The organism is Psychrobacter sp. ER1, from assembly GCF_048631835.1.
Taxonomy (GTDB): domain Bacteria; phylum Pseudomonadota; class Gammaproteobacteria; order Pseudomonadales; family Moraxellaceae; genus Psychrobacter.
In genome coordinates this window covers 1,894,276-1,921,258 of sequence record NZ_CP184640.1, presented here as the reverse complement: position 1 = coordinate 1,921,258, position 26,983 = coordinate 1,894,276, and the positions used below count along the sequence as shown (strand labels likewise).

Annotated in this window: 23 protein-coding genes and 5 pseudogenes; 17 read left to right on the top strand and 11 right to left on the bottom strand. The window is 42.8% G+C overall.

Going from position 1 to position 26,983, the window contains the following annotated elements; genetic code table 11:
* Positions 1 to 5: 5 nt before the first annotated feature.
* Complete coding sequence (locus tag ACOBWA_RS08795) at positions 6 to 683, top strand: cupin domain-containing protein (protein WP_420229095.1); 678 nt, start codon at positions 6 to 8, stop codon at positions 681 to 683.
* A 68-nt stretch (positions 684 to 751) separates the two neighbouring features.
* Here the strand turns inward: ACOBWA_RS08795 and ACOBWA_RS08790 are convergent.
* Positions 752 to 1,501: pseudogene (locus tag ACOBWA_RS08790) on the bottom strand (IS5 family transposase).
* A gap of 420 nt (positions 1,502 to 1,921) precedes the next feature.
* Between ACOBWA_RS08790 and ACOBWA_RS08785 the strand changes: the two are divergent.
* From ACOBWA_RS08785 to ACOBWA_RS08760, 6 genes and pseudogenes are all read left to right on the top strand, one after another.
* On the top strand, positions 1,922 to 3,379 hold the full coding sequence (locus ACOBWA_RS08785; protein WP_420229094.1) for a TolC family protein: 1,458 nt from the start codon (positions 1,922 to 1,924) through the stop codon (positions 3,377 to 3,379).
* Positions 3,380 to 3,533: 154 nt separating this feature from the next.
* A complete protein-coding gene (locus tag ACOBWA_RS08780) occupies positions 3,534 to 4,403 on the top strand; it encodes a hypothetical protein (protein ID WP_420229093.1) in 870 nt (289 codons plus the stop codon).
* A gap of 11 nt (positions 4,404 to 4,414) precedes the next feature.
* Positions 4,415 to 4,768 (top strand): annotated as a pseudogene (locus ACOBWA_RS08775) (type I secretion system permease/ATPase); the annotation flags it as partial.
* A 294-nt stretch (positions 4,769 to 5,062) separates the two neighbouring features.
* Positions 5,063 to 5,431, top strand: a pseudogene (locus tag ACOBWA_RS08770) (ATP-binding cassette domain-containing protein); the annotation flags it as partial.
* Positions 5,431 to 5,856: a hypothetical protein gene (locus tag ACOBWA_RS08765; protein ID WP_420229092.1), complete on the top strand. Its 426-nt coding sequence runs from the start codon at positions 5,431 to 5,433 to the stop codon at positions 5,854 to 5,856. The pseudogene ACOBWA_RS08770 and the gene ACOBWA_RS08765, both read left to right, overlap by 1 nt.
* 2 nt (positions 5,857 to 5,858) lie before the next feature.
* The gene (locus ACOBWA_RS08760; protein ID WP_201580478.1) at positions 5,859 to 7,028 is read left to right on the top strand and encodes an HlyD family efflux transporter periplasmic adaptor subunit; all 1,170 of its coding nucleotides are present in this window, start codon (positions 5,859 to 5,861) and stop codon (positions 7,026 to 7,028) included.
* A 117-nt stretch (positions 7,029 to 7,145) separates the two neighbouring features.
* Here ACOBWA_RS08760 and ACOBWA_RS08755 read toward each other — a convergent pair whose 3' ends face one another.
* The 7 genes and pseudogenes from ACOBWA_RS08755 to ACOBWA_RS08725 form a co-directional block, all read right to left on the bottom strand.
* On the bottom strand, positions 7,146 to 7,880 hold the full coding sequence (locus ACOBWA_RS08755; RefSeq protein ID WP_420229091.1) for a hypothetical protein: 735 nt from the start codon (positions 7,878 to 7,880) through the stop codon (positions 7,146 to 7,148).
* A gap of 87 nt (positions 7,881 to 7,967) precedes the next feature.
* Positions 7,968 to 8,959: pseudogene (locus tag ACOBWA_RS08750) on the bottom strand (acyltransferase).
* 541 nt (positions 8,960 to 9,500) lie between these two features.
* Positions 9,501 to 10,043 (bottom strand): redoxin domain-containing protein, encoded by a 543-nt coding sequence (locus ACOBWA_RS08745; RefSeq protein ID WP_420229090.1) that lies wholly within the window; start codon positions 10,041 to 10,043, stop codon positions 9,501 to 9,503.
* Positions 10,044 to 10,434: 391 nt separating this feature from the next.
* Positions 10,435 to 11,289, bottom strand: a pseudogene (gene yghU / locus ACOBWA_RS08740) (glutathione-dependent disulfide-bond oxidoreductase); the annotation flags it as partial.
* 70 nt (positions 11,290 to 11,359) lie between these two features.
* A complete protein-coding gene (locus tag ACOBWA_RS08735; RefSeq protein ID WP_420229089.1) occupies positions 11,360 to 12,013 on the bottom strand; it encodes a DsbA family oxidoreductase in 654 nt (217 codons plus the stop codon).
* A 110-nt stretch (positions 12,014 to 12,123) separates the two neighbouring features.
* On the bottom strand, positions 12,124 to 12,678 hold the full coding sequence (locus ACOBWA_RS08730; protein ID WP_102078480.1) for a carboxymuconolactone decarboxylase family protein: 555 nt from the start codon (positions 12,676 to 12,678) through the stop codon (positions 12,124 to 12,126).
* 401 nt (positions 12,679 to 13,079) lie between these two features.
* Positions 13,080 to 13,370: a putative quinol monooxygenase gene (locus ACOBWA_RS08725; protein ID WP_397477125.1), complete on the bottom strand. Its 291-nt coding sequence runs from the start codon at positions 13,368 to 13,370 to the stop codon at positions 13,080 to 13,082.
* A gap of 287 nt (positions 13,371 to 13,657) precedes the next feature.
* Here ACOBWA_RS08725 and ACOBWA_RS08720 point away from each other — a divergent pair, with 287 nt between their 5' ends.
* Both ACOBWA_RS08720 and ACOBWA_RS08715 read left to right on the top strand, forming a co-directional pair.
* Entirely contained in the window at positions 13,658 to 14,338 is a 681-nt protein-coding gene (locus tag ACOBWA_RS08720; protein WP_057760571.1) for a glutathione S-transferase family protein, read from the top strand.
* A gap of 122 nt (positions 14,339 to 14,460) precedes the next feature.
* Positions 14,461 to 15,045: a TetR/AcrR family transcriptional regulator gene (locus ACOBWA_RS08715; protein WP_238067986.1), complete on the top strand. Its 585-nt coding sequence runs from the start codon at positions 14,461 to 14,463 to the stop codon at positions 15,043 to 15,045.
* A 184-nt stretch (positions 15,046 to 15,229) separates the two neighbouring features.
* Here ACOBWA_RS08715 and ACOBWA_RS08710 read toward each other — a convergent pair whose 3' ends face one another.
* The 3 genes from ACOBWA_RS08710 to ACOBWA_RS08700 all read right to left on the bottom strand — a co-directional run bounded on the left by ACOBWA_RS08710 (position 15,230) and on the right by ACOBWA_RS08700 (position 17,633).
* Positions 15,230 to 16,147: a haloalkane dehalogenase gene (locus tag ACOBWA_RS08710; protein WP_420229088.1), complete on the bottom strand. Its 918-nt coding sequence runs from the start codon at positions 16,145 to 16,147 to the stop codon at positions 15,230 to 15,232.
* Between the two features lie 278 nt (positions 16,148 to 16,425).
* Complete coding sequence (locus tag ACOBWA_RS08705; protein WP_420229087.1) at positions 16,426 to 16,947, bottom strand: SIP domain-containing protein; 522 nt, start codon at positions 16,945 to 16,947, stop codon at positions 16,426 to 16,428.
* The gene (locus ACOBWA_RS08700) at positions 16,857 to 17,633 is read right to left on the bottom strand and encodes a DUF2470 domain-containing protein (protein WP_420229086.1); all 777 of its coding nucleotides are present in this window, start codon (positions 17,631 to 17,633) and stop codon (positions 16,857 to 16,859) included. The genes ACOBWA_RS08705 and ACOBWA_RS08700 overlap by 91 nt, the downstream gene beginning before the upstream one ends.
* 279 nt (positions 17,634 to 17,912) lie before the next feature.
* Between ACOBWA_RS08700 and ACOBWA_RS08695 the strand changes: the two genes are divergently transcribed.
* The 8 genes from ACOBWA_RS08695 to ACOBWA_RS08660 all read left to right on the top strand — a co-directional run bounded on the left by ACOBWA_RS08695 (position 17,913) and on the right by ACOBWA_RS08660 (position 26,616).
* On the top strand, positions 17,913 to 18,677 hold the full coding sequence (locus ACOBWA_RS08695; RefSeq protein WP_101205244.1) for an ABC transporter ATP-binding protein: 765 nt from the start codon (positions 17,913 to 17,915) through the stop codon (positions 18,675 to 18,677).
* Positions 18,678 to 18,831: 154 nt separating this feature from the next.
* Positions 18,832 to 19,701 (top strand): ABC transporter substrate-binding protein, encoded by an 870-nt coding sequence (locus ACOBWA_RS08690; protein ID WP_420229085.1) that lies wholly within the window; start codon positions 18,832 to 18,834, stop codon positions 19,699 to 19,701.
* Positions 19,698 to 21,881 (top strand): Fe(3+)-hydroxamate ABC transporter permease FhuB, encoded by a 2,184-nt coding sequence (gene fhuB, locus ACOBWA_RS08685; protein ID WP_420229084.1) that lies wholly within the window; start codon positions 19,698 to 19,700, stop codon positions 21,879 to 21,881. The genes ACOBWA_RS08690 and fhuB overlap by 4 nt, the downstream gene beginning before the upstream one ends.
* A 201-nt stretch (positions 21,882 to 22,082) precedes the next feature.
* Complete coding sequence (locus ACOBWA_RS08680) at positions 22,083 to 22,805, top strand: MFS transporter (protein ID WP_420229083.1); 723 nt, start codon at positions 22,083 to 22,085, stop codon at positions 22,803 to 22,805.
* Positions 22,802 to 23,581 (top strand): MFS transporter, encoded by a 780-nt coding sequence (locus tag ACOBWA_RS08675; RefSeq protein WP_420229082.1) that lies wholly within the window; start codon positions 22,802 to 22,804, stop codon positions 23,579 to 23,581. The genes ACOBWA_RS08680 and ACOBWA_RS08675 overlap by 4 nt, the downstream gene beginning before the upstream one ends.
* Before the next feature lie 173 nt (positions 23,582 to 23,754).
* Positions 23,755 to 24,012: a hypothetical protein gene (locus ACOBWA_RS08670; protein ID WP_420229081.1), complete on the top strand. Its 258-nt coding sequence runs from the start codon at positions 23,755 to 23,757 to the stop codon at positions 24,010 to 24,012.
* A gap of 208 nt (positions 24,013 to 24,220) precedes the next feature.
* Entirely contained in the window at positions 24,221 to 25,216 is a 996-nt protein-coding gene (locus ACOBWA_RS08665) for a TonB-dependent receptor plug domain-containing protein (protein WP_420229080.1), read from the top strand.
* On the top strand, positions 25,213 to 26,616 hold the full coding sequence (locus tag ACOBWA_RS08660; protein WP_420229079.1) for a TonB-dependent receptor domain-containing protein: 1,404 nt from the start codon (positions 25,213 to 25,215) through the stop codon (positions 26,614 to 26,616). The genes ACOBWA_RS08665 and ACOBWA_RS08660 overlap by 4 nt, the downstream gene beginning before the upstream one ends.
* Positions 26,617 to 26,983 lie beyond the last annotated feature (367 nt).

Sequence of the window (26,983 nt, the reverse complement as noted above, 5' to 3'; positions counted from 1 at the left end):
ATTTTATGCTAATTAATGCAGATTTTTCACAACGTGCTTCACTGGCCCCCGAAGCACATCAATGGATTAAGTCACCACAAAATGGTGTGGAGCGTGTCATGCTTGATCGTGTGGGCGCGGAGAAGGCTCGTGCTACCAGTCTTGTGCGTTATGCGCCAAACTCTTACTTTCCGCACCATCTGCATCCAGGCGGCGAAGAGATTTTAGTATTATCAGGCACTTTTTCTGTAGATGACACTCATTATCCAGCAGGTTGGTATCTACGTAACCCACCGTCTTCAGGTCATCGGCCTTATAGTGACGAAGGTGCTGTTATTTTCGTCAAGTTACGGCAAATGTCGTCTGACGAAACGCAGCACGTGGCTATCGACACTTATAAAGATGCTAATTGGCAGCAACAAGGCAACCGTACTATCTGCCCGCTTTTTTCCGATGGGGTAGAGCACGTTAGTCTACAGCGTATCGATGCAGGCGAGTTGCTATTCACTGAGACAGTTCATGGCGGTGCAGAAATATTAGTTGTAGCAGGCGAGCTAATAGAGGGTGGACAGTTATATCAGCAGGATAGTTGGATACGCCTGCCGATAGATATAAATGTACAAATAAAAGCAGGGGTAGAGGGCGCGACGATATACCTAAAAACTGGCCATCTTAACCATATCGTTGGTTTAAAGGTTAAATAAACCTAAATAGCACTTATTAATTGTATAGACAAAATATAAAAATAATTTGGTGCTTCTAGAGCGTGTCTTCAATTCATCTTACAATGAACGATAGTACATGCCAGATAAAGCATTGACTTAAAATTACGAGCTAACTTCTCATAGCGAGTAGCGATACTACGAAAATGCTTAAGCCTTGCAAACATATTTTCAACAAGATGACGCAGTTTGTACAAATAGCTATCAAACTCTGGATTAGGCTGTTTGGCATTTTTCCTTTTAGGAACGACAGGTATCATATTATGGCTTCGAGCTTTGTCTCTGATAGACTCTGAGTCATAGCCTTTATCAGCGATAAAGTAATCAGCTTGCCCAATCATTTCAATCAATTCACCTGCAACTTGACTGTCGTGGACGTCACCCCCAGTGATTTTAAAATGGAGCGGATATCCATCGGCATCACAGGATAGGTGTATCTTTGTAGTTGCTCCGCCACGGCTTTGTCCAATTGCTCGTTCTTCACCAAGCCGAGCTCCACTTGCATGCTGATGACAGCGAACATAGCTTCCGTCTGTGAATACCCATTCCGTATCAACTTCTGCTCAAAGGCTAAAAAAATTCTCCCATAAGCCAGTTTTCGACCAGCGGTTGAAACGACTATAAGCTGTTTTCCACGAACACAATTCTTCAGGTATGTCACGCCAAGGCGCACCTGTGCGTAGTTTCCACAGTATGGCTTCCATGACCTCTCGACTGTTTTGAGTGTGATAGCAGCCATGCTGTGTCATCGTTGATTGCAATTGATCCCAAAGCGTATCTGTTAGTGCTGTTCTTGCCATAACTTGTATTTCTCGCATCGTCTCAATAGATGCGGTATTGTAACTATTATTTATCGCTTATCCAATTGAAGACATGCCCTAATTCCCAATTATGACGTACCAAATTATACCTTAGTAAGTTCAATATATTAGGACCATTGCTTTTTTTGCATGAAATATATTAAGTAAAAGGTACCAAGCATCATCTTTTTCATCTACCTTCAAAAAATAACAACCTTCCAAGTAGCTTCTTCTATAAAGTTAGCCTAAGTAATTAAATAGAATGCTTTAACTTTTGTATATAGAACAGTAGTGAGCTCTAATTCATGCTTATATAGTATATGAGTTGTTGCCTTACTAACTTAGGTCTAGTAAGGTTTAACACAGAAGTGTTGAATACACATTTAAGAGCGCATCAACAAGGACGATTACTAAAATAATATGAAAAATTCGTCAAATCGTAAGCAGTCACTTCGTAGTATTTCAGTGCGCCATTTTATGACCGCTTTGGCGACTGGTATATGTTTTACCGTGACTTCACACGCAGTAGTAGCAGATTTCCAAATCAATAGCCTAGTGGCGCAGGCAATTCAAACGCATCCTTTAGTAGGGTCGGCTCGAGCGAGTCAACAAGCAACTACCGAAGGAATTAATGCGGCCAAATTAAACCTTTTACCAACACCAAGCGTAAGCTCAGGTTACGATAGAGACAATGATTTTGTCTCAGAGGTGACAATTCGCCAGCCCTTATGGACAGGGGGTAAGCTCACAGCAGATGTGAATCAAGCCATATTCGATGACAAGGCTGCGGTAGAGTATATCTACGAGCAGCAAAACCTAGTGGCCAAAACAACGATTGATGCTTGGCAAAGCTATATCCAAGCCGTCGCTACGCAAAGTGTCCATGTGGAGAATTTAAAAGAGCTTAATGATTTTGAAGCCATGATGCAGCGACGCGTTGGTCAAGGTGTATCAGCTCGTATTGAGCTTGACCTGGTGACTAACCGTATATTGCAAGAGCAAACATCTTATCAAGCGGCAGTTGAGCAGCAACGTATTGCCGCTGCTAGGTTAGAACAAATCATTGGTCAACCACTGTCTCAGATGAGTGTCACGAGCATACCGAACCTTAAGGTATTGGTAAATCAAGCCAAGCAGCAATCCGTTGACTTTGAAAGAATGGCATTTGATAGAGCTGGCTTTTACAATCCTACCGTTGTTAAAGAACACTTCCAGATTGAATCCGCTAAGCAAGGTGTCGAATCACAACAGGCGGCTCGTTATCCAACCATTTATGCCCAATATGAGCATGCTTACTATCATGAGGATAACGAAAACGATGGTAAGTTCTCAGTAGGATTAAGCTATGCACCAGGTGCTGGCTTTTCCAATTTTGCGCTAGCACGAGCCTCACAGGCAGAGGTCAACAGCCTAGTACAAAACCAAGAAGCTGCACGCCGTAATGTCATCGAAAATATTCAAGTACAGTATCAACAGTTTATTAGTGCTAAAGATCGAGAGACATCATTGATTGCTGCTGTAGCAGGTGCCCAGATTGTGGTCAGCTCTTATCGTCGCCAATTTATTGCAGGACGTAAATCATGGTTAGAAGTGCTCAATGCTGTGCGTGAGCATAATGATTACCAAGTCCAGTTGGTACAAACTCGCGCAGAGATGCTGGGGTCATTTTATAAGTTACAAGTAGATTTTGGCGTTATGCAATGGCAACAGTTTTCTCGTAATCGTGAGCCAGTGAGTTTATTTAGCCCAATAGGGTCTGTAAAAAATGGCTCAACAAACAAGATAAGAACAGAGCCGGTAGCGAGTTTGGTTATGGAGGTAACATTACAGATGAATATGTCAATGTCAATCTACCTGTCACAACAGAACAAAGTTTGAACAATGGTGAACATCTCATGTTAAATGATGATTACAGTATTACGCCGATAAATGAACAAGACGATATGACAAATAATTAAATCGTAAAGTCATTCAACCAGGCGTAACCTATCCTACATATGCAACCATCTAAAATACTAAATAAGCGATTAATATGAGTGCACAATTACAAAAGACACCGTCTCAGTCTGTTGATCACCATGAGCTGCAACACTCAGAGCAGGTCGATCTGACCGAAACGTTGACTGATGCGATTAAGCATTTACTCGGACAGCAAGGCTATCCAGTAGATAACATACGGCTCCATGATATTGTCAAACGTCATAGTGAGCAATCGGACAGGCAAGGTCAAAGCATTCATGAGTTAGGCGGTGTCATTGCAGTATTACAAGGCATTGGTATAACAGATACACCAGAAATATTAGAGCAGCCTGATGCCGCTTTTTTGCCCTTACTAGCGTATCGAACGGATTTAGGTTGGGGCGTGATTGATAGCCAAACGCCGCAAAAAAGTTGGAACTTTAGACAAGCGAACCAGCAGGTACATACGCGTGCCGAAGAATTGACTTTGGTCATGCGTATTCGTCTAAAAGAAGATCATATTAAGCAGCGAAAGGCCACATTTTCTGATCTATTAAAGTCTGATTTGGGTAATTATAAAGGTATTTTAGCTGAAGCCGTTATTGCAACCTTTTTGATTAATATGTTGGCACTAGCCGTTTCTTTATTTTCGATGCAGGTGTATGACCGGGTCATACCGACTCGTAGCGAATACACGCTGATCATTTTAGCCAGTGGCGTCTTCTTAGTCATCATGTTTGAAGCGTTTATGAAGTTTTCTCGCTCAAAAATCATGGATAAGGTCGTCGTCGGTCTAGACCAGTACCTATCTCGAGAAGTGTTCCAACGTCTACTCAAAGTACGTATCGACCAAATGCCGGGGTCAGTTGGCTCTATGGCAGCACAGCTACGTGGTTATGAGCAAGTACGTAGCTTTTTACGGCGAGCACGCTTTTTGGCTTAGTCGATTTGCCCATGACCATTATTTTTATCAGCTTAATAGCTTTTATTGGCTCGCCATTAGTCGCTGTTGTACCAGTGATAGCGGCGGTCATCGCAATTACGATGGGACTGATTGCACGCAAACGCATCGATGCCATCGCATCAGAGGGCGCGACTGCCTCTTATTATAAGACGGGTCTGTTGGTAGAAGCTGTGGAAGGCGTCGAGACAATAAAAGCAGGAGCAGGCAGTTGGAAGTTTCTCTCGCGTTGGCTAGATGTGATGGATGTCACCATCAAAAACGATTTGGATATGAAGCATGCCAATGATAACTTAACGTATTTTACGCAGATGCTACAGCAAGTAAGCTACGTTGGTATCGTAATAGTCGGGTCGTTTGTCGTCATGCAAGGTGACATGACAATGGGCGGACTGATTGCCTGCTCGATACTTGGTGGTAGAGTGTTAGCGCCTGTTATGGCGATACCCAACCTGCTAGTACAGTACGCTCATGCCAAAGCCGCCAAAATGAATATTGAGAGTCTGTTTGCACTGGAGCAAGACAACCAAGGCGTTGCGTATCCATTATCGCCTACGCATATAAAAGGCGCATATCAGTGCGATGGATTGACGTTCAATTACCAAGGCAACGATCGACCAGCCATTACAGTTCCGCAACTGTCGATTAAACCAGGAGAGCGTATAGCGATACTTGGGCCTATTGGTTCAGGTAAATCTACCTTGCTTAAGGTGCTGGCAGGACTGTATGCACCAACGGAAGGACGCGTGTTGTTAGATGGACTTGATATACATCAGATCAGTCGTGAGACACTTAGTGAGCGCTTGGGTTATCTGCAGCAAGACCATCGACTGTTTCAAGGAACCCTGCGTGAGAACTTATTAATCGGTATGGCAGCGCCCAATGATGATGTCCTTCAAGAGACTTTAAATAGGACAGGGCTAATCAACTTAGTATCCAGTCATTCAAGTGGTCTTGACCTACCGATCAGTGAAGGCGGTAAAGGCCTATCGGGGGACAAAAGCAACTAGTGGCATTTACCCGTTTATTATTGACCAAACCTGATGTGTTTTTGCTGGATGAGCCGACAGCTTCTATGGATAACCGACAAGAGCAGCGCTGTCTACAAGTGCTACGTCAGGAGTTGACGAAAGGGCAAACGTTTATTGTGTCGACCCACAAGACAGCATTGCTAGACTTGGTAGATCGTCTGATCATTATGGATAACCAGCGTATTATTATCGACGGTCCAAAACAAGCTGTACTTGATGAGCTCAGAAAAAACGATCAAGCAAAAAATAAAACCACCATGCAGCAAAAAGGTAAAATCGTTAACAAAGCCAACCAACCGTCAAAAGAAGGTGCCGACGAAAATAAGCCTGCTACCTCTAGAGTTAGAAACATCAGCGTAAAACCCATCAGTGCTAAACATTCAACAGACGATCAAGGGAAGTAGGCATGTCAGAGTATAAGTACACACCCACTAAACCCCAAGTTAATCGTTCAAGGTTGAGTATTTGGATAGCATTAATCGGGATCGTCACTTTAATTATTTGGGCATCATTTGCCAAGATTGACCAAGTGACCCGTGCGCAAGCAACGGTAATCGCCAGTGCTCGAACGCAAGAAATCCAAGCATCAGAAGGCGGCGTATTGACTCAGTTGGCTGTCACAGAAGGTGAAGAGGTTAAGGCAGGTCAATTATTGGTAGTGTTGGAGGAAGAGCGTGCAAAAGCAGCTGTTGATAACTCTGCTTCTAAGACAGCTGCGCTAACTGCTAAATTAGCAAGACTAAATGCTGAGATTTTTGAAAAACCGTTGGTATTTCCTAAAGGGGTACAGGACTATCCTGAGTACGTGCAAAACCAAAGGGCGCTATACAACAGACGTCGTCAAGCTATCAACGAGGAAGTCTCTTCTCTTGAGAAAATGCTAGTGTTGGCACGTCAAGAATTACGCATGAATGAGCCTTTATTAAAGTATGGCGATGTCAGTCAAGCCGATGTCATTAAACTCAGTCGTCAAGTTGCTGATATCGAAGCGCAGATTAATAACAAGCGTAATAAGTACTTCGAAGAAGCACAGGCTGAAATGACCAAGGCTCAAGAAGAGCTAGATACCGAGCTTGAGCAATTGCGAGATCGGGCACAAGTACTTGAAGAGAAGCGCTTGATGGCGCCCACAGAAGGTAAAATTAAAAATATCAACGTGACCACTATTGGCGGTGTCGTCAAACCCGGCGAAGTTATTATGCAGATTTTACCGACTAGTAGTGACTTGGTTATAGATGCCAAGGTCAGTCCTGCTGATATTGCTTATGTCAAAGAAGGTCAAGAAGCGACGGTTAAGCTCGATGCTTATGATTACTCTATCTTTGGAGCCATGAAAGGTACAGTTAACTATATCAGTCCAGACACGCTAATGGAGCAAACACCTAAAGGCGAAGAGCCTTACTACCGTGTATTAATTGTGATTAATGGTGCTGAGTTTAAGGGGCGCGGTGATGAGATTGTCATTAAACCTGGTATGACAGCTTCTGTGGATATTAAAGCGATGGAACGTACGGTATTGTCTTATTTAACTAAGCCAATTACCAAAACCTTATCAGAAGGTTTGGGTGAGCGCTAATAGTTTAATATTGGATGTTTATTGATAAGATAATAAAAACCCCAGTTAATTGCTGGGGTTTTTTTATGTATAAAGGTATTTAGTCTAATTGGATCACCAACCATAAGGCTTCTAATATCAATTAGAATTTTCAGGACGCCTTTGGCTATTCGCCTCATTTCTTAACTGTTGTTGCTCATCAATTTTCTGCTGATTACGCTTTTTGACTTCGTTGATAGCGGCACTCAATTGATCGTTTATCGCTTCCACTTCAGATTTTGCTGAAAGATAGTCTTTATCTATTTTGACGTTACTTTTTTGAGCAGGGACGTCTATATCTAGCAAGCTTGCATTGTTCTTAATCTCTTCTAATTTATCATCAGTGTTTGCAACTATAGACTGGGTAGTGCTATCAGTTTGGGCATCTAGCGCCTTTTCCTTTTGCGGAGGATTTTTGTTTGCTTGTACTGATTCTATCGATGTAGAAGCTGGTTTTTTAGGTTTATTATCGACGTTGTTGGTCGCTGGAGAAGAGGGTGCTTTTCTGCTTTCCACGTTGGCTGTTTGCTCATCACTACTTGTTAGCTGAGATGCTTCAAGCTCATTACCAATCTCAGATTTTTTATTGACCGTGTCTTCTACATTGTTGTTAGTGTCATTAGATGTCTTAGTGTTGGTGACAGTAGTGGTATAGACCTTTTCAGGTAGATCTACATTGTTGATAGCAATAGGTTCAGTCGAGTTCGTTTGACTCTCAGCTACTTCTACCGAATCCGTCTGATGAGTGTTGAGATAGAAAATAAAGAAAACCCCAACATGTACTAATATTGCAAGGCACAACGCCCGAAACCATTTTTCGCGGAACTTCATCATTATATGGCTTTACCTTTATCATATTAGTACACGTGCGACACACCTTGAGGTTATCAAATAATAAAGATTATTGGTAGATAGAATAGGCTAAGCCTGTTCAGTACTATCTTTAGTTTCAGAGTCATTGCTCTTAAAGTCACTGTTCTCAAAATCAGCTAGCATCTCTGTGATAAGTTGATCCTTTTGATGCCATATTTGCTCTACCCAATCAAACATCTGCGCTTTTATCGCTTCATCTGTTTCATAACCGCCGTTCTTGATAGCAGTAAACAGGTCTTTGGGTATCTCAATATGTCGCACATCTACGCCTAAACGCTTGATATTACCTTTCCATAGATCACTATAAGTGGGTACACCGTCAGGGTAGACGATCGTCATGTCCAAAATCCCATCGATCTCTTCCCTAATGCACTCATAGCCAGTGATAACCCGCCAGCGCGTGGCTTAAGTAAATGCGTATATGGGGATTTTTGTTTATCATGTTTGCTAGGAGTGAAGCGAGTCCCTTCTAGATAGTTCAATAGTGTAAAAGGCTTGTCCTTGAGCAATGCACATGCTCGTTTCGCTTCTTCGATATCCTTACCCTTTAGAGCAGGGTTTTTGGCGATGGCTTCTTTAGAGTGTCGACGCATCATAGGAAAGTCGAGAAAGTAGAAAGCTTGACCAATGACAGGAATATATATGAGCTCAAATTTGGTAAAAAAGCGCGTCAATGGCAAGCGTTTTTCGCTGATATATTGCACGATACTGGTATCAACCCAAGACTGATGATTGCTAACCAGTAGATACTTACCGTTGGTATGCACATCATCAGGTAAGTTAATGCGCCAATCTTTGCGTGGTAATACGTTGTCGATCAATGCGTTATTGCTATTGATCCAATAGTTCGTCACGTCGATAACGGCTTTGTCAGCGATGGCAGCACCGGTGATAGCCTTGGTAGCACCCATTACCCAGACAGGTAAACCAGCTAACATACTATTAAAAGTGATAACGCTGGTTGCTGTCGTCAGTGAGGCAGCTTTGCCCAATTTTGGAGCGCGTTCATGTAATTTTTGAACGATTGATTTCAATCGCATATCGAATCCTTTTACTCATACCTATGATGAGATATTGATAATGTTGCTGCATGATTTTAGCAGAAATTAATCTCAGTGTACGAGTGTCAACAACAAATAATAAACAGCATTGGTGAATTAGAACGTACAATTATATCAAGATTTTGCCAAAGCGAAATACGAACCAGACCATAAACACAGTCTGTTTTATTTATAAAAACTAACCGATGAAAAAAGAAATATAGCTTGCTCAAAGGTAAAATGTTTGTAGATGATATTTTGAGTTCAAATATAGCCCTTATATGCTGGCTAGTCTATGAATTTTGTACAGAACCTCTTTTTATAGATTCACAGTGCTACTCGCACATTAGTACTGAGCAAATACTAAGGAAGTTAGATATGAAGCGACTACGTTTGATAGCAGATAGGTTATCAATAAATAAAAAAGGGCGTATCAAGAATTATCTCAATACGCCCTTTGCAATTTAACTGGTTAGATGCTGGTTAGATATTGAGCAGCTAAATAATCGAGTGAATCAACACTTTATATTTACTATATCAATTAGCCGTGCATACCACGGATAGGGTAGTTGTTTTCTGGATTTCTAACAAAAGCCAAACCATTTGCCAAGGCTTCAAGATCTGGTCTAGAGAACGGTGCGTTCGAGATATCAACGATATGTACTTTTCCTTCAGCATTGATAACGAATACAGCAGGTTCAGCGAAAGGATGATCAGTTTCTTTTTCTGAACGCGGGTCAGAGATGTATAAACCTAGCGTGTTCATCTGCTCGATAGTCAGACCATAAGCCATAGGGAAACTGACATCTATTTGATCGAGATGACCTTCTAACTGCTCTTTGCTGTCTGCAGATACTGCGATGATATCGACACCGACGTCATAGAAAGACTGTTTTACTCTCTCTAAGGTATTTAGATACTTTGTGCAAATTGGGCAATGCTTACCACGGTATACAACGACCAGTTTCCAGTCATGACCGTTTTCAGGTTTGCCTAGTGAAGTCATTTCACTGTTTAATACCTGTACTTCCATTTCAGGAAACGTAGTACCGGCTTGAATTTTTTGAGCATAATCTGTTGACATAGTTCTTATCCTTTTTAATAGTATTTTTATGGTTGGTTGGTATTTAACAGCCTTACAGTAGCAGTCTTAAGTGCAAAAGTATTGGATGTTTACAGTAGTCCCAAGTAGTAATAGGAAAAGTTAACATTACCTTTGAAATCGATTAATAAGACCACTTAAGTAAGCTAGGGCATGTCCTCATTTTAAAAATGGTGATAAAAATGAGATAAATTGCAGTCAAACAAGAAAAATAGCGCAGATAATATCGAGATATTAGTCAGCTATTTGACGCCGTTTGGCAAGATTTAGCCATTTTTAACCCATTTAGATGACTATCGATTGAATTGAGGACACGCCCTAGTAAGTCATAGACAAAGCATCTATTTTTTGCTTCTTCAGTTGTTCGAGCGTCTAATTTATCTTGAGTTTTTAGCTCAAAATCTGAGGCATCATGACGCTCGTGTAATTGCTCAGCAGGTTCACCCCAAGTGCGGTTTACCTTGCGACCACGTTGCACAGCAGGACGCTCTAAAATCTCAGTTGCCCAGCGACGTACATTTGGATAGCTCTCAACTTGTAGGAATTCTCCTGCATTGTATGCTTCACCTAGTATTAGATTGCCATACCAAGGCCAAGTGGCGATATCTGCAATAGTATACTCATTGCCACCTAGATAGCGATTTTCTGCAAGCTCACGTTCTAGTACATCTAATTGGCGTTTTACTTCCATCGTAAATCGATTGATAGGGTACTCAAATTTTTCTGGCGCATAAAAGTAAAAATGTCCAAAACCGCCACCCAAGTAAGGAGCAGAACCTTGTAACCAGAAGAGCCAATTCATGACTTCAGTACGTGCTGCTGCATCTTTAGGCAGTAGTTTTCCGAATTTTTCGGCTAGATAAAACAAAATAGCGCCACTCTCAAACACACGGCTACCAGTCTCGGTATCCAAAAGCACAGGAATTTTTGAGTTTGGATTTAGCTCAACGAAACCTGATGAGAATTGTCCGCCTTCACCAATTTGAATCAGGTGCGCGTCGTACTCAGCTTCTGTCACACCTAATGCCAATAATTCTTCGACCATAATGGTGACTTTTTGGCCGTTAGGGGTGCCCATTGAGTAGATTTGCAACGGATGTTTGCCGCGAGGTAGATCTGCTTCATGCGTTGGGCCAGCGATAGGGCGGTTGACGCTTGCCCACTTACCGCCGCTTTCTGCATCCCATGTCCAGACGCTAGGTGGCTCGTAATGATTAGTGTTTGACATAATGATGATACCTTTTTATATACTGTGCTCAGTAGGGTGTAATTGGTAAATCAGATCCAGTTTATTGTTTTTATTCTGGCATGTCTGCTAGTTGCTTTAAGATGTTTTTGTAGTTTTCTACACCTTGTGCGCCGCTCACCAGATGACGACCATTAAAGATAACCGATGGTACGCTTTGAACACCTTGCTGCTTTGAATGCTGTACGGCTTCACGTATCACATTGGCAAAGCGTTGATCTGCGATAACGGCGAGTGCTTCGGTACGATCAAGCCCAATATCTGCTGCGACGTCTGCCAGTACGGTACTATCAGCCACGTTTTTATTATCAACGAAATGCGCAACGAACAATGCTTGTTTTAGGTCGTGCATACGTCCTTGCTGATCAGCCCAATGCAGCAATTGATGCGCATTAAAAGTATTGTAGGTACGAAACTCATCGGTAAACTGAAAGTTAAATCCAGCTTCTGCACCTGCTGCTGTCATTCTAGCTCGGTTCTCTTTAACGTCCTCAGCAGTCGTACCGTACTTTTCCATAATATGCTCACGATAGTTTCGTCCTTCGTGCGGCGTATTAGGATTTAACTCAAATGGGTGCCAATGAATCTCGTGAGGCGTGTTGGTTTGTTTTAGTGCCTCGGCCAGTTGACTATAGCCGATAGCGCACCAAGGGCATACAACGTCTGACACGATGCCTATTCGTAAGGGTTTTTTTGCCTGTTCCATAGGATCTCTCATTAGCAATAAATTAAAATGAAAAACTGCTGCCCGAAGATGTTTCGAACAACAGTATGAAAACATCAAATGGACTGTGTCAGCGTTAGCCGAAAAACGTATTAGTCAGCTTTATGCCATTCAAATTTCTGGAATGGCTTGTCGACTGGTGTGTTAGCTAGGTGGTTCGTGTAGTTGCTCATGACTTTTTGAGCAGCACCAAGAATAACTTCAAGAATCTGACGTTTAGTGTAGCCAGCATCTAAAAATGCTTGAACCGCGCTGTCATCAACGTTACCACGATTACGGACTACAGATAGTGTGAAGGTACGCAATGCTTCTAGACGTGCAGTTGGTAGTGGCGTTTCATCACGTAATGCATCCGTGATAGCGTCATCTACTTTCATGCTCTTAGCAATACCAGTATGTGCAGGCACACAGTAATGGCAAGCATGCTCAACGTTGATAGTTTGCCATACAACAGTGGTTTCTTCGTCATCAAAGCTGCTGTCTAAAAACAGTTGATGTAGCTTTTGGTAGCCTTCTAGCAAGCCAGGCGCTTCAGCCATCACGGCGTGTAGGTTAGGTACCATGCCAAATGCTTTGATTGAAGAATCAAGTAAGTCTTTGCTTTCTGCTGGGGCTGTGTCTTTGTCGTGTAGAGTAAATTCGGTCATAACATAATTCCTAATAATAGGTTTGAGATTTAGTGTGTTTTAGAGTTTTCAGGCTCGCTTCAAAGTAGTCACTGATTTACATTTAATTATTAGCTTGAGTAGTTACTCAAAATTAGCAACTTTGCTTAGTAAGCGAGTCAATAGAGACTACTATAAATGATATTGAGCAATCGCTCAATAATTATTTGAGTAATCGTTCAAGTAAATTGTAATGACTCAATTACATTCCTCTGCGTTATTCATATTATTCTATTAATATCAGTACCTTAATAAGGTAACACTGTGTAAGTAGTAAGAAAAAATAATGATAAAAAAGCGATTGTTAGCGTTAATAACATTATTTTCTCTAGTATTACGGACAAAGCTTATTGAAATAATTGAAATAATTGAGTGAATCGAGATTAATTAACTTCTGTCATCTCATGTAAAACGAATGATTCAACCGCGCCTTCTGTTGCGGCAGAGAAGTCTTTTAGATGTTGGTTTTCCATATGGATCTGCCATAGCTCGCGCGTGGCCCAGCTTTCATGAAACATAAAGTGAGTGGGTTTTTCATTATCTTGGAACAAATCATAACGAATACAGCCTTCTTCGCTGCGGGTAGCTGGTATGAGTTTTTCGAGTTCAGCTTTTACGAGAGCGATGCTATCATCTTTCGCTGTTATATGGGCGATGACGGTTAATGTAGTCATTTCTAATCCTTTAAATTGGTGTGATGGTTAGACAAGTTGTGAGGATGACTGTTGGTAAAAGAGTCTATATGCGAACAGAGTTATATCGACACTGTGTTTATTATATCAATATATAACATAACTTGAACGACCGTTCATTTGTGGTTATAGTGTATATCAGACAATAAAAATGTGCTTCAAATTTCGACGTCTATTTTTGTTATCTCATTACAGCTTTCATAGCCATTAATATAGTCACTAGATTTGATAGTCATCAGACGACTGTCTTCATATAATAGGATAAAGTTATGCTTAAATTTTATTTTCATCAAACGCCAAACCCAATGAAAGTAGCATTGTTTCTTGAAGAAACTGGGCTGCCTTATGAACTTGTGGCAGTAGATACGTTAAAAGGTGAGCAGCATACACCTGAGTACCGCGCTATTAACCCAAACGGCAAAACGCCTGCGCTAGAAGATGATGGCAAACGCGTGTTTGATTCTACGGCTATCTTGATGTATCTTTCTGAAAAAACAGGCAAGCTGGCAGGACAGCCAGAAGATCGTAGCGAGATGCTATCGTGGCTAATGTTTGTAGCATCTGGATTGGGCCCTTTTTCTGGTCAATCTGTTCACTTTAGACATAAAGCGCCAGAAAAAATCCCATATGCAATTAATCGCTACCTTCGTGAGGCCGAGCGTCATTATGAAGTGCTAGATACACATCTAGAAGGCCGTGAATATATGGTTGGTGATAGCTACTCAATCGCTGATATTTCTACTTGGGGCTGGATTGATAAGGCGACAGTTGTGCTAGGCGAAGGCGGCTTGGATAATTATCCGAATCTAAAGCGCTGGTTTGATAGCATTAATGCTCGTCCAGCGGTACAAAAAGCCCGTGACATTCCTAAAGGTATTGATTTCAAAACTGAGTTTGATGACGTTGCTGCACGCGCGCTTTATCCGCAAAACTTTGATAAAAACAGTTAATCGAAGCAAAGAGACTTAATAAGTTTTATAATATAAAAAGTGATTAAAACCAGTAACTAAGGTTGATTCTACAAACTTTGCCTTAAAATAGATTTTAAGGCAAAGTTATTAAGGTGAAAATTATGAGTGCTCCGATAAAGTTCAATCGTGAGGATGTGATCGAAAAAGCAAAAAATCTCTATTGGGAGAAAGGCTATCACGCGACATCAATGCGCAATTTGCAAGATGTGGTGAATATGCACCCAGGTAGTATTTATGCAGCTTTTGGTAGTAAAGATAAGCTATTTACAGAGTCACTGAATCGCTATGCCGCAGATGGTGCCAAGAGATTGGCCGACTGTATTGAGCAAAAAGACACAGTGTTAGATGGCTTAAAACATTTTATCCATACGGTGATTGTCTGTAATAGTGCTACTGCGCCTAGTGGTATGTGCATGATCGTCAAGACAGTCGCTGAGCTTACTCAAAACGATAGTCCAGAGCTACTGGCACACGCGACAGGAATTTTAGAAGGGATAGAGGCTTCATTTGCTACTTGGTTTGAGCAAGCTATTGAGAGCGGTGAAATCAGTGCACAAAAAGACGCGACTGAACTGGCACGCTATCTTCAGATTCAGATCATAGGTCTGAGGACTTATGCGCAGGTCACTAACGACAATGATGCAGTAGAGAAATATATCGATGATATTTTTAAAAATATCGTATAGCAGGGCTGGATAAAAACCAGATTTTTTAGTGTCGATCACGCTGTTGCTTTTTATAAGATGCTACTTGATTAAATACCAATGATTTGGTTTTAACAGCTCGCGCACTTTATCATTGACCAATCATTATAGTATTACTAAAAACCCTGATGGCTAGTACATTAGCAATCAGGGTTTTTGTTATCTATTACTGTGCTTTTGGATTGTCATTGATGAACTTTAGTAGAAGCTCAGCCAATGTTTCGCCTTGGTCTTCTTGCAGGAAATGACCGCCATTAGTGATAGTCGTATGATTTTGGCCTTTGGTACCCGGAATCAGCTTTTGCATGATGCGATCGCCGCCACCAGTTACGGGGTCGGAATCACTAAACAGTGTAATAAATGGCTTGCTCCATTTGCTTAGCACGACCCAAGCTGCTCGGTTGTTTTCTGAAGCAGGATCATCTGGTGTCGTGGGCACTAGGATAGGAAACTGTCTGGCGCCTTCTTTATAGGACTCATCAGGGAAGGGTGTATCGTAAGCATCCAGTACGGCTTGAGACAATGTCGTTGTGGTACCGCTTTTGATGGTGCCTGCTACATTAAATTGCGGCGTTTCCTGAGAGAACTTCTGCCACTTGCGAAACCCTTCGCCAGGATCATGATCCCCAGTCGGTAGCATTGTATTACCTGCTGCGACGCGATCGAATTTATCAGGTTGCGCTGCTACTAAACGTAGGCCGATTAAGCCGCCCCAATCTTGACAAAACAGTGTGATATTTTTTAAATCTAATTGATCAAGTACCGATTGCATCCAATCGACATGGCGCTGATAAGTGTAGTCAGTACGCGATGCAGGTTTGTCTGAACGTCCAAACCCAGGAAGGTCTGGCGCAATAACGCGATGTCCTGCTGCTGTCAGTATTGGAATGACTTTACGGTACAGATAAGACCAAGAAGGCTCACCGTGTAATAGCAAGATAGGGTCGGCGTCGCTTGGACCTTCATCAAGGTAGTGTACGCGCAGCTCGCCACTTTCTGTATCATCGACCATCAAATAGTTCGGTTCAAAATCGTAATCTTGCAAGTTAGCAAAACACGAGTCAGGTGTCCTAAGTTTTTTCATACATCATCCTTGGGTTAGAAAAATAACAGTGCATTCTGGCACAGGTGTTAGACAGTCTATTAAAAATGACTCTCTAAGTGCTACTCGACTATCACTGGTAATCCTAGCGATAAAACTATCTGCCGATATACTATGTTGATTAAACGTTCAAAATGAAAACTATACCCTACATGCATTCGTTGCTGCAAACATTAATAGTGGATGCGCCAGTAGCATCCACTATATATAGGATAAGTTTTGATAAGGGTAGATTTTGAGTTTCATTTTATAAGGCTAAACTAATCGTGACGCCAGTAGACCTTTACCACGACATCGGTACGACTAAGATCGAGTCGGTCTTTCAGCAACGGGCGCAATGCTTTGGCAGTATTCGCTTCTAGTGCTCCCCAGACTTTATCAATCTTTAGAGGGTTATTAGTCAAATAGTCGCCTAACTCTCTGTCGATTAGCGTGGCTAACTCTGCTCCTGAGTTTGGTTGATTGGTTACTATAGGCAATACGGTAAAGTAGTTATTACTACTGTTTTCAGTATCGCAATTGAGGCAACTGCGCATTTTTACCGTATCAAAATAACTTTGATCGTCTGCATCTTGCGTCACACAAATGACCAATGGTGGCGTAGGATTGTTCCATAGCTCCAGCAATCGTGCTGCCGTTGGCATTGATGTCTCATCGACAATCAGTACCGCTTGACCGTCTCGTAAGTGCTCTACCTTTTCTGGAAACTCTCGTTTTGTAACGACGGTCTCGCCTGCTTGTAGTGCTGCTGCCCAGTTGCCGCCCGGTGTATTCCCATGCAAAAAACATCGACCCAAGCTCGTATTCCATTATCAGCTTGCCATGCTTTTCTCAAAGTGTAATAGCAGTGAGGACGAGCAGGGCGTACGTTTTCCTTTTCGCTATCATTAGTTTTATAGTCACTAGCTTTATTGCCATCAGTGCTGTCAGTCATCAATGCATCGGTCATTGCATTGTGTTCTAAATCAAACAAGTACGCGTAACCCGCTTCGTTGGTAGGTACTGACATCGAGCTTGTTGCGCCCTTAGCATTACTTAACTGAGCGGTATTAATTAATGGCGTATCACTATTTAATGACGGCATGCTCAATTCAAGGCGCAGCATATTTTTGCTGACTCTATAACTGTTTTGTACATCAAATACTTGCTTGGTCAGTTTGATTGTTTTTTTGCCTAGCTTTTTATCTGCTCTTTGTTTTAGCAAGATATATTGGGCTTGCAAGTCATCAAGCTGGGAGATAGGTGCGGCAAAAGCGATAAAGAAAGTCTGGTCATCAAGCGAGGTGTTGTGAGCGCCAGCTGGTTGAATCTCTGAGCTTTTTAGAAAAGTCTGTATAGCAATACCTTCAGCATAAATATCAGTTATTTGGGCATCGACCAGATCCGATTCGGCGGTAGATAATGAGGTAAATGCACTCAAAAATCCAAGCAGTTCGTCGAGGTGCTCTTCATTAATATGAGCGACCACACTCGTTATTTCAGGATCGTTTAGGGAGTGTATTGGCTGTTTGGGTTATCAGTGTTTTCTGTAGTAGCTAAAAGAAGGTTGGTCATATAAATACTCGCAATCAACAGAGCGTTGAAATTAAAGTGAATGAGTTTATAGTTAATGATAATTGTTTTTGTTATCATTTACGAGTAAAATCAATTTTTATTGTGGTTTGATCGTCAAAAATTGGTCTACAACCGATGGCCGATAAACCCTAATTTTTATGACATATTATTTTTATCAACAATGAGTGCTTATATGCTACGTGCAAACCAGCTGACTATCAGCCGTCAAGGAAATACTCTATTAGACAATGTGACTTGTGAGATTGATACCAATCAACTGGTGGCTTTGGTTGGGCATAATGGGTCTGGCAAGTCGACCTTGATCAAAGCGCTAGCGGGTGAGATGGCAAGTAGTAGCGGCAATGTCACTTTAGATGAGCACAGTATCAATGACTACGGCAGTAAGGAGTTGGCGCGGCAAATGGCATATCTGCCGCAGCAATTGCCAGAAGCTGCTGGATTCACGGTGCGTGAGCTGGTCATGCTAGGGCGATATCCCCATCAAAAATGGCTGCAAAAGCCAACTCAAATAGATAAAGACAAAGTCGCGCAAGCATTAAAAGTGACTCAAACCGAAGCGTTTGCTGATCGAATTACTGCCACGCTATCTGGTGGTGAGCGCGCTCGTGCGTGGCTCGCGATGTGTTTGGCACAGGATACCCGTTACTTATTACTCGATGAACCACTTGCTGCGCTTGATATGCATTATCAAATCGAGGTCATTCAGCTCATTCGTCGTTTGGTGGATGAGCAAGGCTTAAGCGTGGTAATTATTATCCATGATATTAATTTGGCAGCGCAATATGCCGATCGAGTCATCGCACTGAAAAATGGCCAAATATGTCACAACGGCGATATCGCCAGTACCATGCAACCTACCGTGCTACACGATATCTTTAATGTCGATATGCAGTTGCTCAGTCATCCTATTACTGGGCAGCCTGTCGCAGTTGCTTAACATCTGATTTCTGCTCTTTCTTTTAATTCGCCTACAAAGATACGCTTCTATGCCTCCTGTTCTTTATACAGATAAATTATCGAAATTTCCTCTAGTTACTTCAGTATCAGTAATAACAACACTGAAGTGGTTCGCCCTCGCATGGTGCTTGGTATTGACCGCCTGTAATAGTCAAACATCCACTACCTCAGAAGCAGAAAACAGTCACAGCGATAGAATGAATATCGTTTCTCCTGACTGGGGTAATGCAGCGACTTTGACGGCGATGGGGCATGCACCAATTGCGACAGGTGATATAAGGGTTTGGGATAGGTGGGTTGGAAGCCCTAAATTGCCATCATCAACCGTAGATTTGGGCATCCGCTATCAGCCCAATGCTGAGCTAATCGCCCAACTGCCTGTTGATATGGTTATAGACAATTACTTTTATGAGCATGCGCGTAATTTATACAGTGATGTGCCTGCAGAATCTGTAATGTCTGCGGCAAAAGGAGAGACAGCAACGTGGGCTGACTATACCGAACCGACGCGGGAGCTTGGCATGCTGATCGATAACCCGAAGATGGCTGAAGACTATATTGTACAAAGTCAGAAAGACATACAGCTCGCCAGTCAGCAATTCAAGGAGCGTTATCCAAAAGCCAAGAAATTCGCAGTGGTACAGTTTGCGGATGCTAATAACATGCGTATGTATGTGGCAAACAGCTTATTTCAGCCTGCGTTAGAGCAGATGGACAGAGAGCTTGTGGTATTGGGCAAGGGCAATCAGTGGGGGTTTGTGCCAATACGAATGGGAGATTTGGCGCAACTAGATGATGAGACTTGTCTATTAATTATCGATCCACTAAGCCCAATTACTAGAGCTGAAATTGATGACAGCTTGATTTGGCAGCGCCTGGGTTATGGCAATACCCGCTGTGTGGGCGAGCTACCACCAGTATGGATTTATGGTGGGATGTCATCATTGGTTAGCCTAGCAAATAACTTGTCAGAAGTTTCATTAAAAGGCGGGGAAGTACTATGAGCGCCAATGCAGATACTAACAACAACCAAAACAATAATATCAATAATCATACCGACAGTGCTCATACGATGACATTAGCTTCTCAAGCAGCAACGGTTTCAGATTCATCGCTATCGTCACCCTCATCAACGTCATCGAAACAGTCATCATCACCACTGAATCAGCCACCGAATCAACCCAATTCTCAAACTTCCTTGTTTGCCAATTTGTCTTGGCGACTATGGACCATGCTCATCGGACTAGCGGCTTTGTCGTTATGGAGTAGTTGGGCGCTGTTAGATCAACAGTGGACGCGCCCAGTCAGTGACTTGCTTATACCAAGCTCGCAATTGGATATTGCCAGTATGGCGATACAGCTGCATCTAGTGGCGACCAGCGTGGTGGCGTTGTTGGCTGGCGGGCTATTAGGCGTGGTCAGTATTTTACTACAGCAATTGGTAAAAAACCCCTTAGCATCAGATACGACGCTAGGGGTGGGCGTGGGTGCACAGTTGGCCATGCTCATTGTCACGTTGTTTTTGCCAAGCTTAGCTATTTATGGCGGACTTTATGTAGCCTTTGTAGGAGCTATCATTAGTATGGGTCTGGTATTTGCCTTATCATCACCCAGTCGATTTAATCCATTGATTTTAATATTGGCCGGTTTGGTGGTCAATATTTTGCTGGCCGCAGTAGCCAATGTACTGGTGTTGTTTTTTGCTGAGCGTAGTAATGGCATGCTGTCATGGGCGGCTGGGTTTTTGGCACAAAACAGCTGGCATACCAGTATCGCGTTAGTTATCACTGCTATTTTGATGGCGGTCGTATGTCTACCATTACTAAAACCATTAACGCTGATGAGTCTAGATGACACGCAGGCAAAACGTTTGGGTGTACCTATTAATGGGATTCGCGCACTTGTTGTATTGGTGGTAGCCGTTGTGACCGCTTTAGTGATTAGTGAGGTTGGCTTAATTGGTTTTATTGGTCTTGGTGCGGCAAGTTTGGTCAATGCGCTGGGTATTTCCGCTATTGGTAAGCGTTTAGCCATTGCCTTTGGTTTAGGAGCACTGCTGTTATTATTGACTAGCAATGTCGCGTTATTGCTTGAGCCAATACTTGATATGCAGATTCCAGCTGGTGCCATGACAGGTATCTTGGGTGCACCGTTAATTATTTGGCTGATTTTGCGTCAGCGCCGCGCGCGGATAGAAACAGTGACGCCTATGCTTACAGGTAAGCATACATCTATTGCATTTTGGCGATGGGGCGTTGGTGTGCTCGCTATCATTGTGCTGGCTTGTTTATTTGTACAAGATATCAATGGTTGGGGGCTCAGTACGGACTGGGCGCTCACGCAGCAGTACCGCTTACCTCGCAGTTTGAGCGCTGCAGCCACAGGCTTGATGTTGGCAGTCGCCGGTGTGCTACTGCAAACTTTGACGCGTAATCCTATGGCTAGTCCTGAGGTATTGGGTGTCAGTTCAGGCGCGGCACTTGGGGTTATTTTGGGGTTTTTATTATTACCAAGTTTAGGGCTATCTGCGGGAGCAGGGACGTTGCTGGTTTCAGGACTGTCAGGGGCGATGGCCGTGTTGCTATTGATTATTTGGCTGGCACGTAGAGTCAGCTCAGGTTATTTATTGTTAGTAGGTATAGGCATTGCCGCCATGATGGATGGGGTGATGCATATGGTCAAGCTCTCAGGAGACCCGCGTCTAGAAGCGATGCTCAGCTGGCTGTCAGGGACAACTTATAGCGCGCAGCCCAGTACAGTATGGTATCTCATTGGCATCGCTGCTATCTTATTTGTGCTCAGTCTATTGCTGATTAAGCCTTTGCGCGTTCTTGGACTAGGTACAGGTGTGGCGCGTAATCTAGGTGTGGCGGTTACGCCAGTGACTTTGTCGTTGTTGGTATTGGTGGCAGCGCTTAGTACTGCCAGTACGCTTGCCGTTGGTCCATTGAGCTTTATTGGTTTGATGGTGCCACATTTGGCTACTTCACTGGGCGCTGTAAAGCTTGAACGGCAATTGCCACTAGCTGCACTTTTAGGGGCAGGGGTAATGGTGATAGCGGATTGGATTGGCCGTTATGTTATTTTCCCTTATGAACTGCCTGCTGGTACGATTGCTGCCATTATTGGTGGTGGCTACTTCTTATGGCTCATTCGTAAGGTGCCAGCCTCAGCAAATAGATAGCTCATGTCTGCAAGCATTGAATAGCCGACAATTTTGACTTTATTTAGCAGAGGTCTATCGAACCTTATTTGATCAGCAGTTTGATAAGAATAACGATGCTAAGTTTCAGCGAAATTGGATGACGCGCGCGGCAGGCTAACAAAATAATAACTAGGAGCAAGTCATGCCGACCGTCACCCAATTTTATGGTGCCACTGCTTAATGAGTAACGCTCCTATAAATAAAGTACTTATAAATAAGACATCTACAAATGAGTCGCCTATAAACGAAGCCTCTCAGAGTAGTAGTGATGGCTTGAGCAACAAACAAGTACAGCAGGTATTACTGACACTATTACTCGGCGGTACGGTCGTCAGCTTTAGTAATAGTGCACTTAATCCAGCGATTCCTGTCTTTATGTCGGTGTTTGATGTCGATATTGTGATGGGCGGCTGGGTGCTAAATGCTTATGTATTGGCCATGAGTGTGGGGCTGATGCTCAGCGGCTACCTAAACAAAAAATTTCCTTTTAGATATATTTATTTAGCGGCAATTTTTGGGTTTATGCTAGGCTTAGTCATTGGCATGCTAGCCTATAGTATGAGCTTTGTTATCATTGCTAGAGCCATACAAGGGCTGAGTGGCGGTCTGATTATTCCACTATCTATTGGCATGCTATATCAGATTTATCCGCAGCAGCAGCATGGCAGAGTAATGGCGCTATGGGGCATTGTTATTATGATGTCATTAGCGTTTGGCCCTTTGGTCGGTGCTTACTTGGTTGAGCAGTTTGCGTGGTGGACACTGTTTGCCATTACGTTACCACTTAGTATGGCGGTCATGGCGATGGTGTGGTGGTTAATACCTGACATGCGCTCATATGAAAAAAGAGCCCTTTCGATACGATCGGGTTTATCAGCTTACTCACTTGGCTGCTTGCGATGATGGTTTGGCTGAGCACGCTGAAAATAGACTTCACTGGCGGGCTACTCAGCAGTGATGGCTTATTAAAGATAGCCACATTGGGTTTATTGTCTGTCGGATTTTTACTGTCCGCAATGGTTTGGTGGGCCTATGAGCGGCGGCAGAAACATCCATTATTAAACGTGCGCTTGTTTAACAATAAAACCTATTTGCACAGTAATATCATTAGCATTACTCAAACAGTCGGTTTGATGTTGTGTCTCTTGCTATTACCCGTGCTGATACAAGACGTGATGGGCGAGAGTGCTTTATGGACAGGTGTTGTCCTAATGGTCGCGACGCTCGTGGCCAGTATCATCACGCATTACGCTGGCAAGATGGTAGATAAGCAAGGTGCCAGAGGGATTGGCATCGTAGGAATTGCGATTAGTGCGCTGTCTACTTTGATGCTGGCATGGTGCTTGTATCAGCCTACGCTTTGGCTATTAATGCTAATTATGAGTGTGCGAGGTATTGGGGTAGGTTTGGCGTATCTGCCGACCACTACCGTTGGTTTTAGCAGCTTACACAAAGACGCGGTCACTGAGGGAGCCGCCCTTAATAACATCAGTCGCCGTATCATCTCTACCATATTTATCACGCTGTCCACCCTTTATATAGGCAGTCGAAGTGCGCAGTTATTAGCAGCAGGTAGTAGTGACGGCATGGCAAGCGCGATCCAAGAAGTACTGGTAGTAATCGCGGTGATTTTATTATTCACGATTCCTTCAGCGTGCAAATTGCCACGATCCCCATAGACAAACACCCCGTATCGGGGTTTTCTTTAACTTATCAAGACTGAAATATCACTGATTTTTGGCACTAGGCATTAATCGCCGCAGAACAGTGGGCATCATTAATCAATTGTCCTTTTCACCCACTGGCTAAAAGTAAGTTAGGCTTTCCTGTATTTGCGCAGGGTATCAGTGCTGTGACCACGTTCAAGAGTAACCAAGTACAAGGCACGCTGGCGTCCGATATTGCCTATCGCTTTGATGAGCAGACAACGACTATTCGTTCAGGCGACATTGCCATTATGGATAGTGACGGTGTATTTATATTATCTGTCGATGTAGCACAGCAACTATTATCAGATTGTCAAAAAAAGCATAAAGAGGATGAGGTAAAGTTTCAGATGTTTTTTGAGGCTTATCGTAACAACGAGCTAAATAAACTATTCAGTGATTAATGAAATTATCAGAGTTCAAATAGTCAACCATATCTGAAAACAGTACAAATAAGCGTTTACTAACAAGGTGTAAATAGACATAGAAATAAAAACGATTATCATTTACAATACGATTCACAAAGTTAGTACACACAGTATTATTAGCTAAATATTACTCATATCACTGTTTATTTATCCAACTAAGTGAAATAACCTAAGTGAAAAAATTATGAAAAGCCATCATCAAGTTGCTCTATCTGTTCTCACCCTTTGTATCAGCCAGCAGTTATATGCACAAACCAATGTCAATGAAGCGGATGCCGTATTAGATGCGCAGACCTCAGCGGAACTGGCTTCAAGTACTGTGTCTGATGAGACGCCTAATGTGACTTTAGACACTATCAATGTCACGGCTAAAGCCAGAACGGGTACGGCGCTGGCTCAGAAGATTAGTGAGATGCCAGCCGTCACGCAAGTAATTACTGAAAGCGATATTCAGATGCAGGCGACGGGCAACCGTACCACTGGTGACATCTTGGCACAGCTGATTCCGAGCTTGGGTACCAGTAGTGGTTCGACCAGTAACTACGGCACTACCATGCATGGCCGTCCAGTACAGTTTTTGCTAAATGGTGTGCCATTAAGCGGTTCACGCAGTCTTTCACGTGAGCTTAACAGTATTGATACGTCACAGCTTGAGCGGGTAGAGGTGCTTTCGGGTGCCACTAGTATCTATGGTGCTGGCGCGTCAGGTGGTCTAATTAACCTTGTGACTAAATCTCTGGTGGGTTATGGCCCTATTAGACAAACCAGAGTGGGCGTTAGTAGTAGCCGTGACTTTGACTCAGATTCATTTGGCTATAATGTAGGGCAAACCTTAGGGTATGGCGGCGAGCGGGCTTATGGACGCTTAGATGTTGATTATGAGACCAAAGGTGGTAAGTTCGATAGCAAAGGCGACCGAGTTAGTCCTGATGTCAATCAAACGGATCAACAAGATACCGAGTCACTAAGTGTGAATGGTAGCTTAGGTGTAGAGCTAACGGATACCCAACGTCTTGATCTCGCAGCGACTTACTATAAAGATAAGCAAGATACTGACTATGGCCCAGATTATGGTGATAATTTACAGGTCTTGTTAAAACCTGAGGATGCACCACCTTCTTTAAAAGCCATCGATGGTGCCAACGTAGAAAACCAGCCTTATACCGAAAAAGCTCCGTGAATTTAAATTATAGTGATGATGATTTTGCGGGTTCAGGTTCTAGCTTAAGTTTAACGGGCTACTATAGAGATGAAAAAGGCCGTTTTTATCCTTCTGCCAAGAGTGCAGCAACCCAAGCAGCTGAAGTATGGCAGGCCAATGGTTTGACTAACGAAAACACAGTGAACAAGCTTACCAGTGCCGCAGTATTTGTGACTCAGTCAGAAGCTGATATCGAAGTGATGGGTCTACGTGCAGCCATGCAAACTGAAACCGAAATCGCAGGCAAAAACACACTATTTAGTTATGGTGTGGATGTCGAACGCGAAAACAGTGAGCAGACCTATTATGGTCAAGACTTAAATATATTTCTTGCAAGTAATGGCTTGACCGCCCAAACCAATGGGCTTACTTACAATGGTGGGCCAGATACCACCATCGATAAATTGGGTGCTTTTGTCAATGCAGATATTGACTTGACCGACAAGTGGCATACCAGTGCTGGCGTGCGTTATCAAAAGCTAAAATCTGAGACTGATACCTTTACGCCCATCTATGAGCAGCTGCTTGAAGAGTATTTTAATAGTTCTGCTATTAGCGGGACAAGTGCAGCTTATGGCATTGACTATCAAGCAGGCGACGTAGAAAAAGGCAACACCGACCATGACAAAGTACTTTTCAATCTTGGTACCAGCTATCAGATAACATCGAAAGATCAATTGTTTGCCAATTTTTCACAAGGTCTTGATACTGCAGATATACAGCGAGCACTGCGTGATGTGCGTGCAGGTTTCGTGGTTAACTCAGACAATGTTCAACCGATTGCAACCAATAACTACGAGTTTGGTTGGCAGGGAAAACATGGTGATACAGCGGCACGCTTGAGCGGTTTTTATAACGAATCAGATAAAGTAGTACGCTTTACAGACAGCTATACTGTCGAGGTTGTGGATACTGACGAGCGAGTTTATGGCGTAGAAGGTTCACTTACTCATGACCTTAGCGATCAGTGGCAAGTAGGTGGTAGTGTGGCATATACCCGTGGTCAATATGATTATAATGGCGATTGGCTGGAGCTGGATGCTGTACGCCTAACACCACTAAAAGGCACCGCATTTGCTCAGTATAACTTTGATGAAGGCAGCAACATACGTCTACAAGCATTGGCTGTTGGCGGTGATGACAGAGCCTCTAAAGATCAACAAAAAGACCCTGATTCTAGTGCATTGCCAGTTACGGGTTATATGACCCTTGATGTATTAGGTCAAGTAAAAATGCCAGTTGGCCGAGTAGATTATGGCGTTTATAATTTGCTTAATAAAGACTATCTAACGGTCTATCATCAAACTACGTATGGCGATCTGAACCGTTTACCTGCATCAGGCACGACTTATGGCCTAAGCTATACCGTCGATTACTAGAAAGTTCCACGCATAAAAAACCCTTCAGGCTATGTAAATTTAGCGTGAAGGGTTTTTTATGTCTTTATTTTAGATAATTGCTTTCGGTTAAATACCAGTTATTATTCGCTGCACTGTTTATAATATTTCTAAACTTGCATAAAAAAGGCTTGCCGCATCGCTGCGAACAAGCCTGATTCAATATTTGGTGGGCCCAGTAGGACTTGAACCTACGACCAAAGGATTATGAGTCCGTGTCTAAACGTATCACTCAGTTTACCGCAATATCATTTACAATATAGTTATGTAAACAATATCAGTAACTTAGAGTGCATCACCTCAAAATAGTATCACTCAGTTTATGGCAATTTACTTTATATGTGATTAC

Coding starts and splice junctions, on each gene's coding strand:
- fhuB (WP_420229084.1), top strand. CDS start 19,698: ATGAGCGCCAATGCAGATACTAACAACAACCAAAACAATAATATCAAT.
- ACOBWA_RS08780 (WP_420229093.1), top strand. CDS start 3,534: ATGAGTGCACAATTACAAAAGACACCGTCTCAGTCTGTTGATCACCAT.
- ACOBWA_RS08710 (WP_420229088.1), bottom strand. CDS start 16,147: ATGAAAAAACTTAGGACACCTGACTCGTGTTTTGCTAACTTGCAAGAT.
- ACOBWA_RS08795 (WP_420229095.1), top strand. CDS start 6: ATGCTAATTAATGCAGATTTTTCACAACGTGCTTCACTGGCCCCCGAA.
- ACOBWA_RS08725 (WP_397477125.1), bottom strand. CDS start 13,370: ATGACTACATTAACCGTCATCGCCCATATAACAGCGAAAGATGATAGC.
- ACOBWA_RS08715 (WP_238067986.1), top strand. CDS start 14,461: ATGAGTGCTCCGATAAAGTTCAATCGTGAGGATGTGATCGAAAAAGCA.
- ACOBWA_RS08735 (WP_420229089.1), bottom strand. CDS start 12,013: ATGGAACAGGCAAAAAAACCCTTACGAATAGGCATCGTGTCAGACGTT.
- ACOBWA_RS08785 (WP_420229094.1), top strand. CDS start 1,922: ATGAAAAATTCGTCAAATCGTAAGCAGTCACTTCGTAGTATTTCAGTG.
- ACOBWA_RS08760 (WP_201580478.1), top strand. CDS start 5,859: ATGTCAGAGTATAAGTACACACCCACTAAACCCCAAGTTAATCGTTCA.
- ACOBWA_RS08680 (WP_420229083.1), top strand. CDS start 22,083: ATGAGTAACGCTCCTATAAATAAAGTACTTATAAATAAGACATCTACA.
- ACOBWA_RS08755 (WP_420229091.1), bottom strand. CDS start 7,880: ATGATGAAGTTCCGCGAAAAATGGTTTCGGGCGTTGTGCCTTGCAATA.
- ACOBWA_RS08665 (WP_420229080.1), top strand. CDS start 24,221: ATGAAAAGCCATCATCAAGTTGCTCTATCTGTTCTCACCCTTTGTATC.
- ACOBWA_RS08745 (WP_420229090.1), bottom strand. CDS start 10,043: ATGTCAACAGATTATGCTCAAAAAATTCAAGCCGGTACTACGTTTCCT.
- ACOBWA_RS08730 (WP_102078480.1), bottom strand. CDS start 12,678: ATGACCGAATTTACTCTACACGACAAAGACACAGCCCCAGCAGAAAGC.
- ACOBWA_RS08675 (WP_420229082.1), top strand. CDS start 22,802: ATGATGGTTTGGCTGAGCACGCTGAAAATAGACTTCACTGGCGGGCTA.
- ACOBWA_RS08720 (WP_057760571.1), top strand. CDS start 13,658: ATGCTTAAATTTTATTTTCATCAAACGCCAAACCCAATGAAAGTAGCA.
- ACOBWA_RS08695 (WP_101205244.1), top strand. CDS start 17,913: ATGCTACGTGCAAACCAGCTGACTATCAGCCGTCAAGGAAATACTCTA.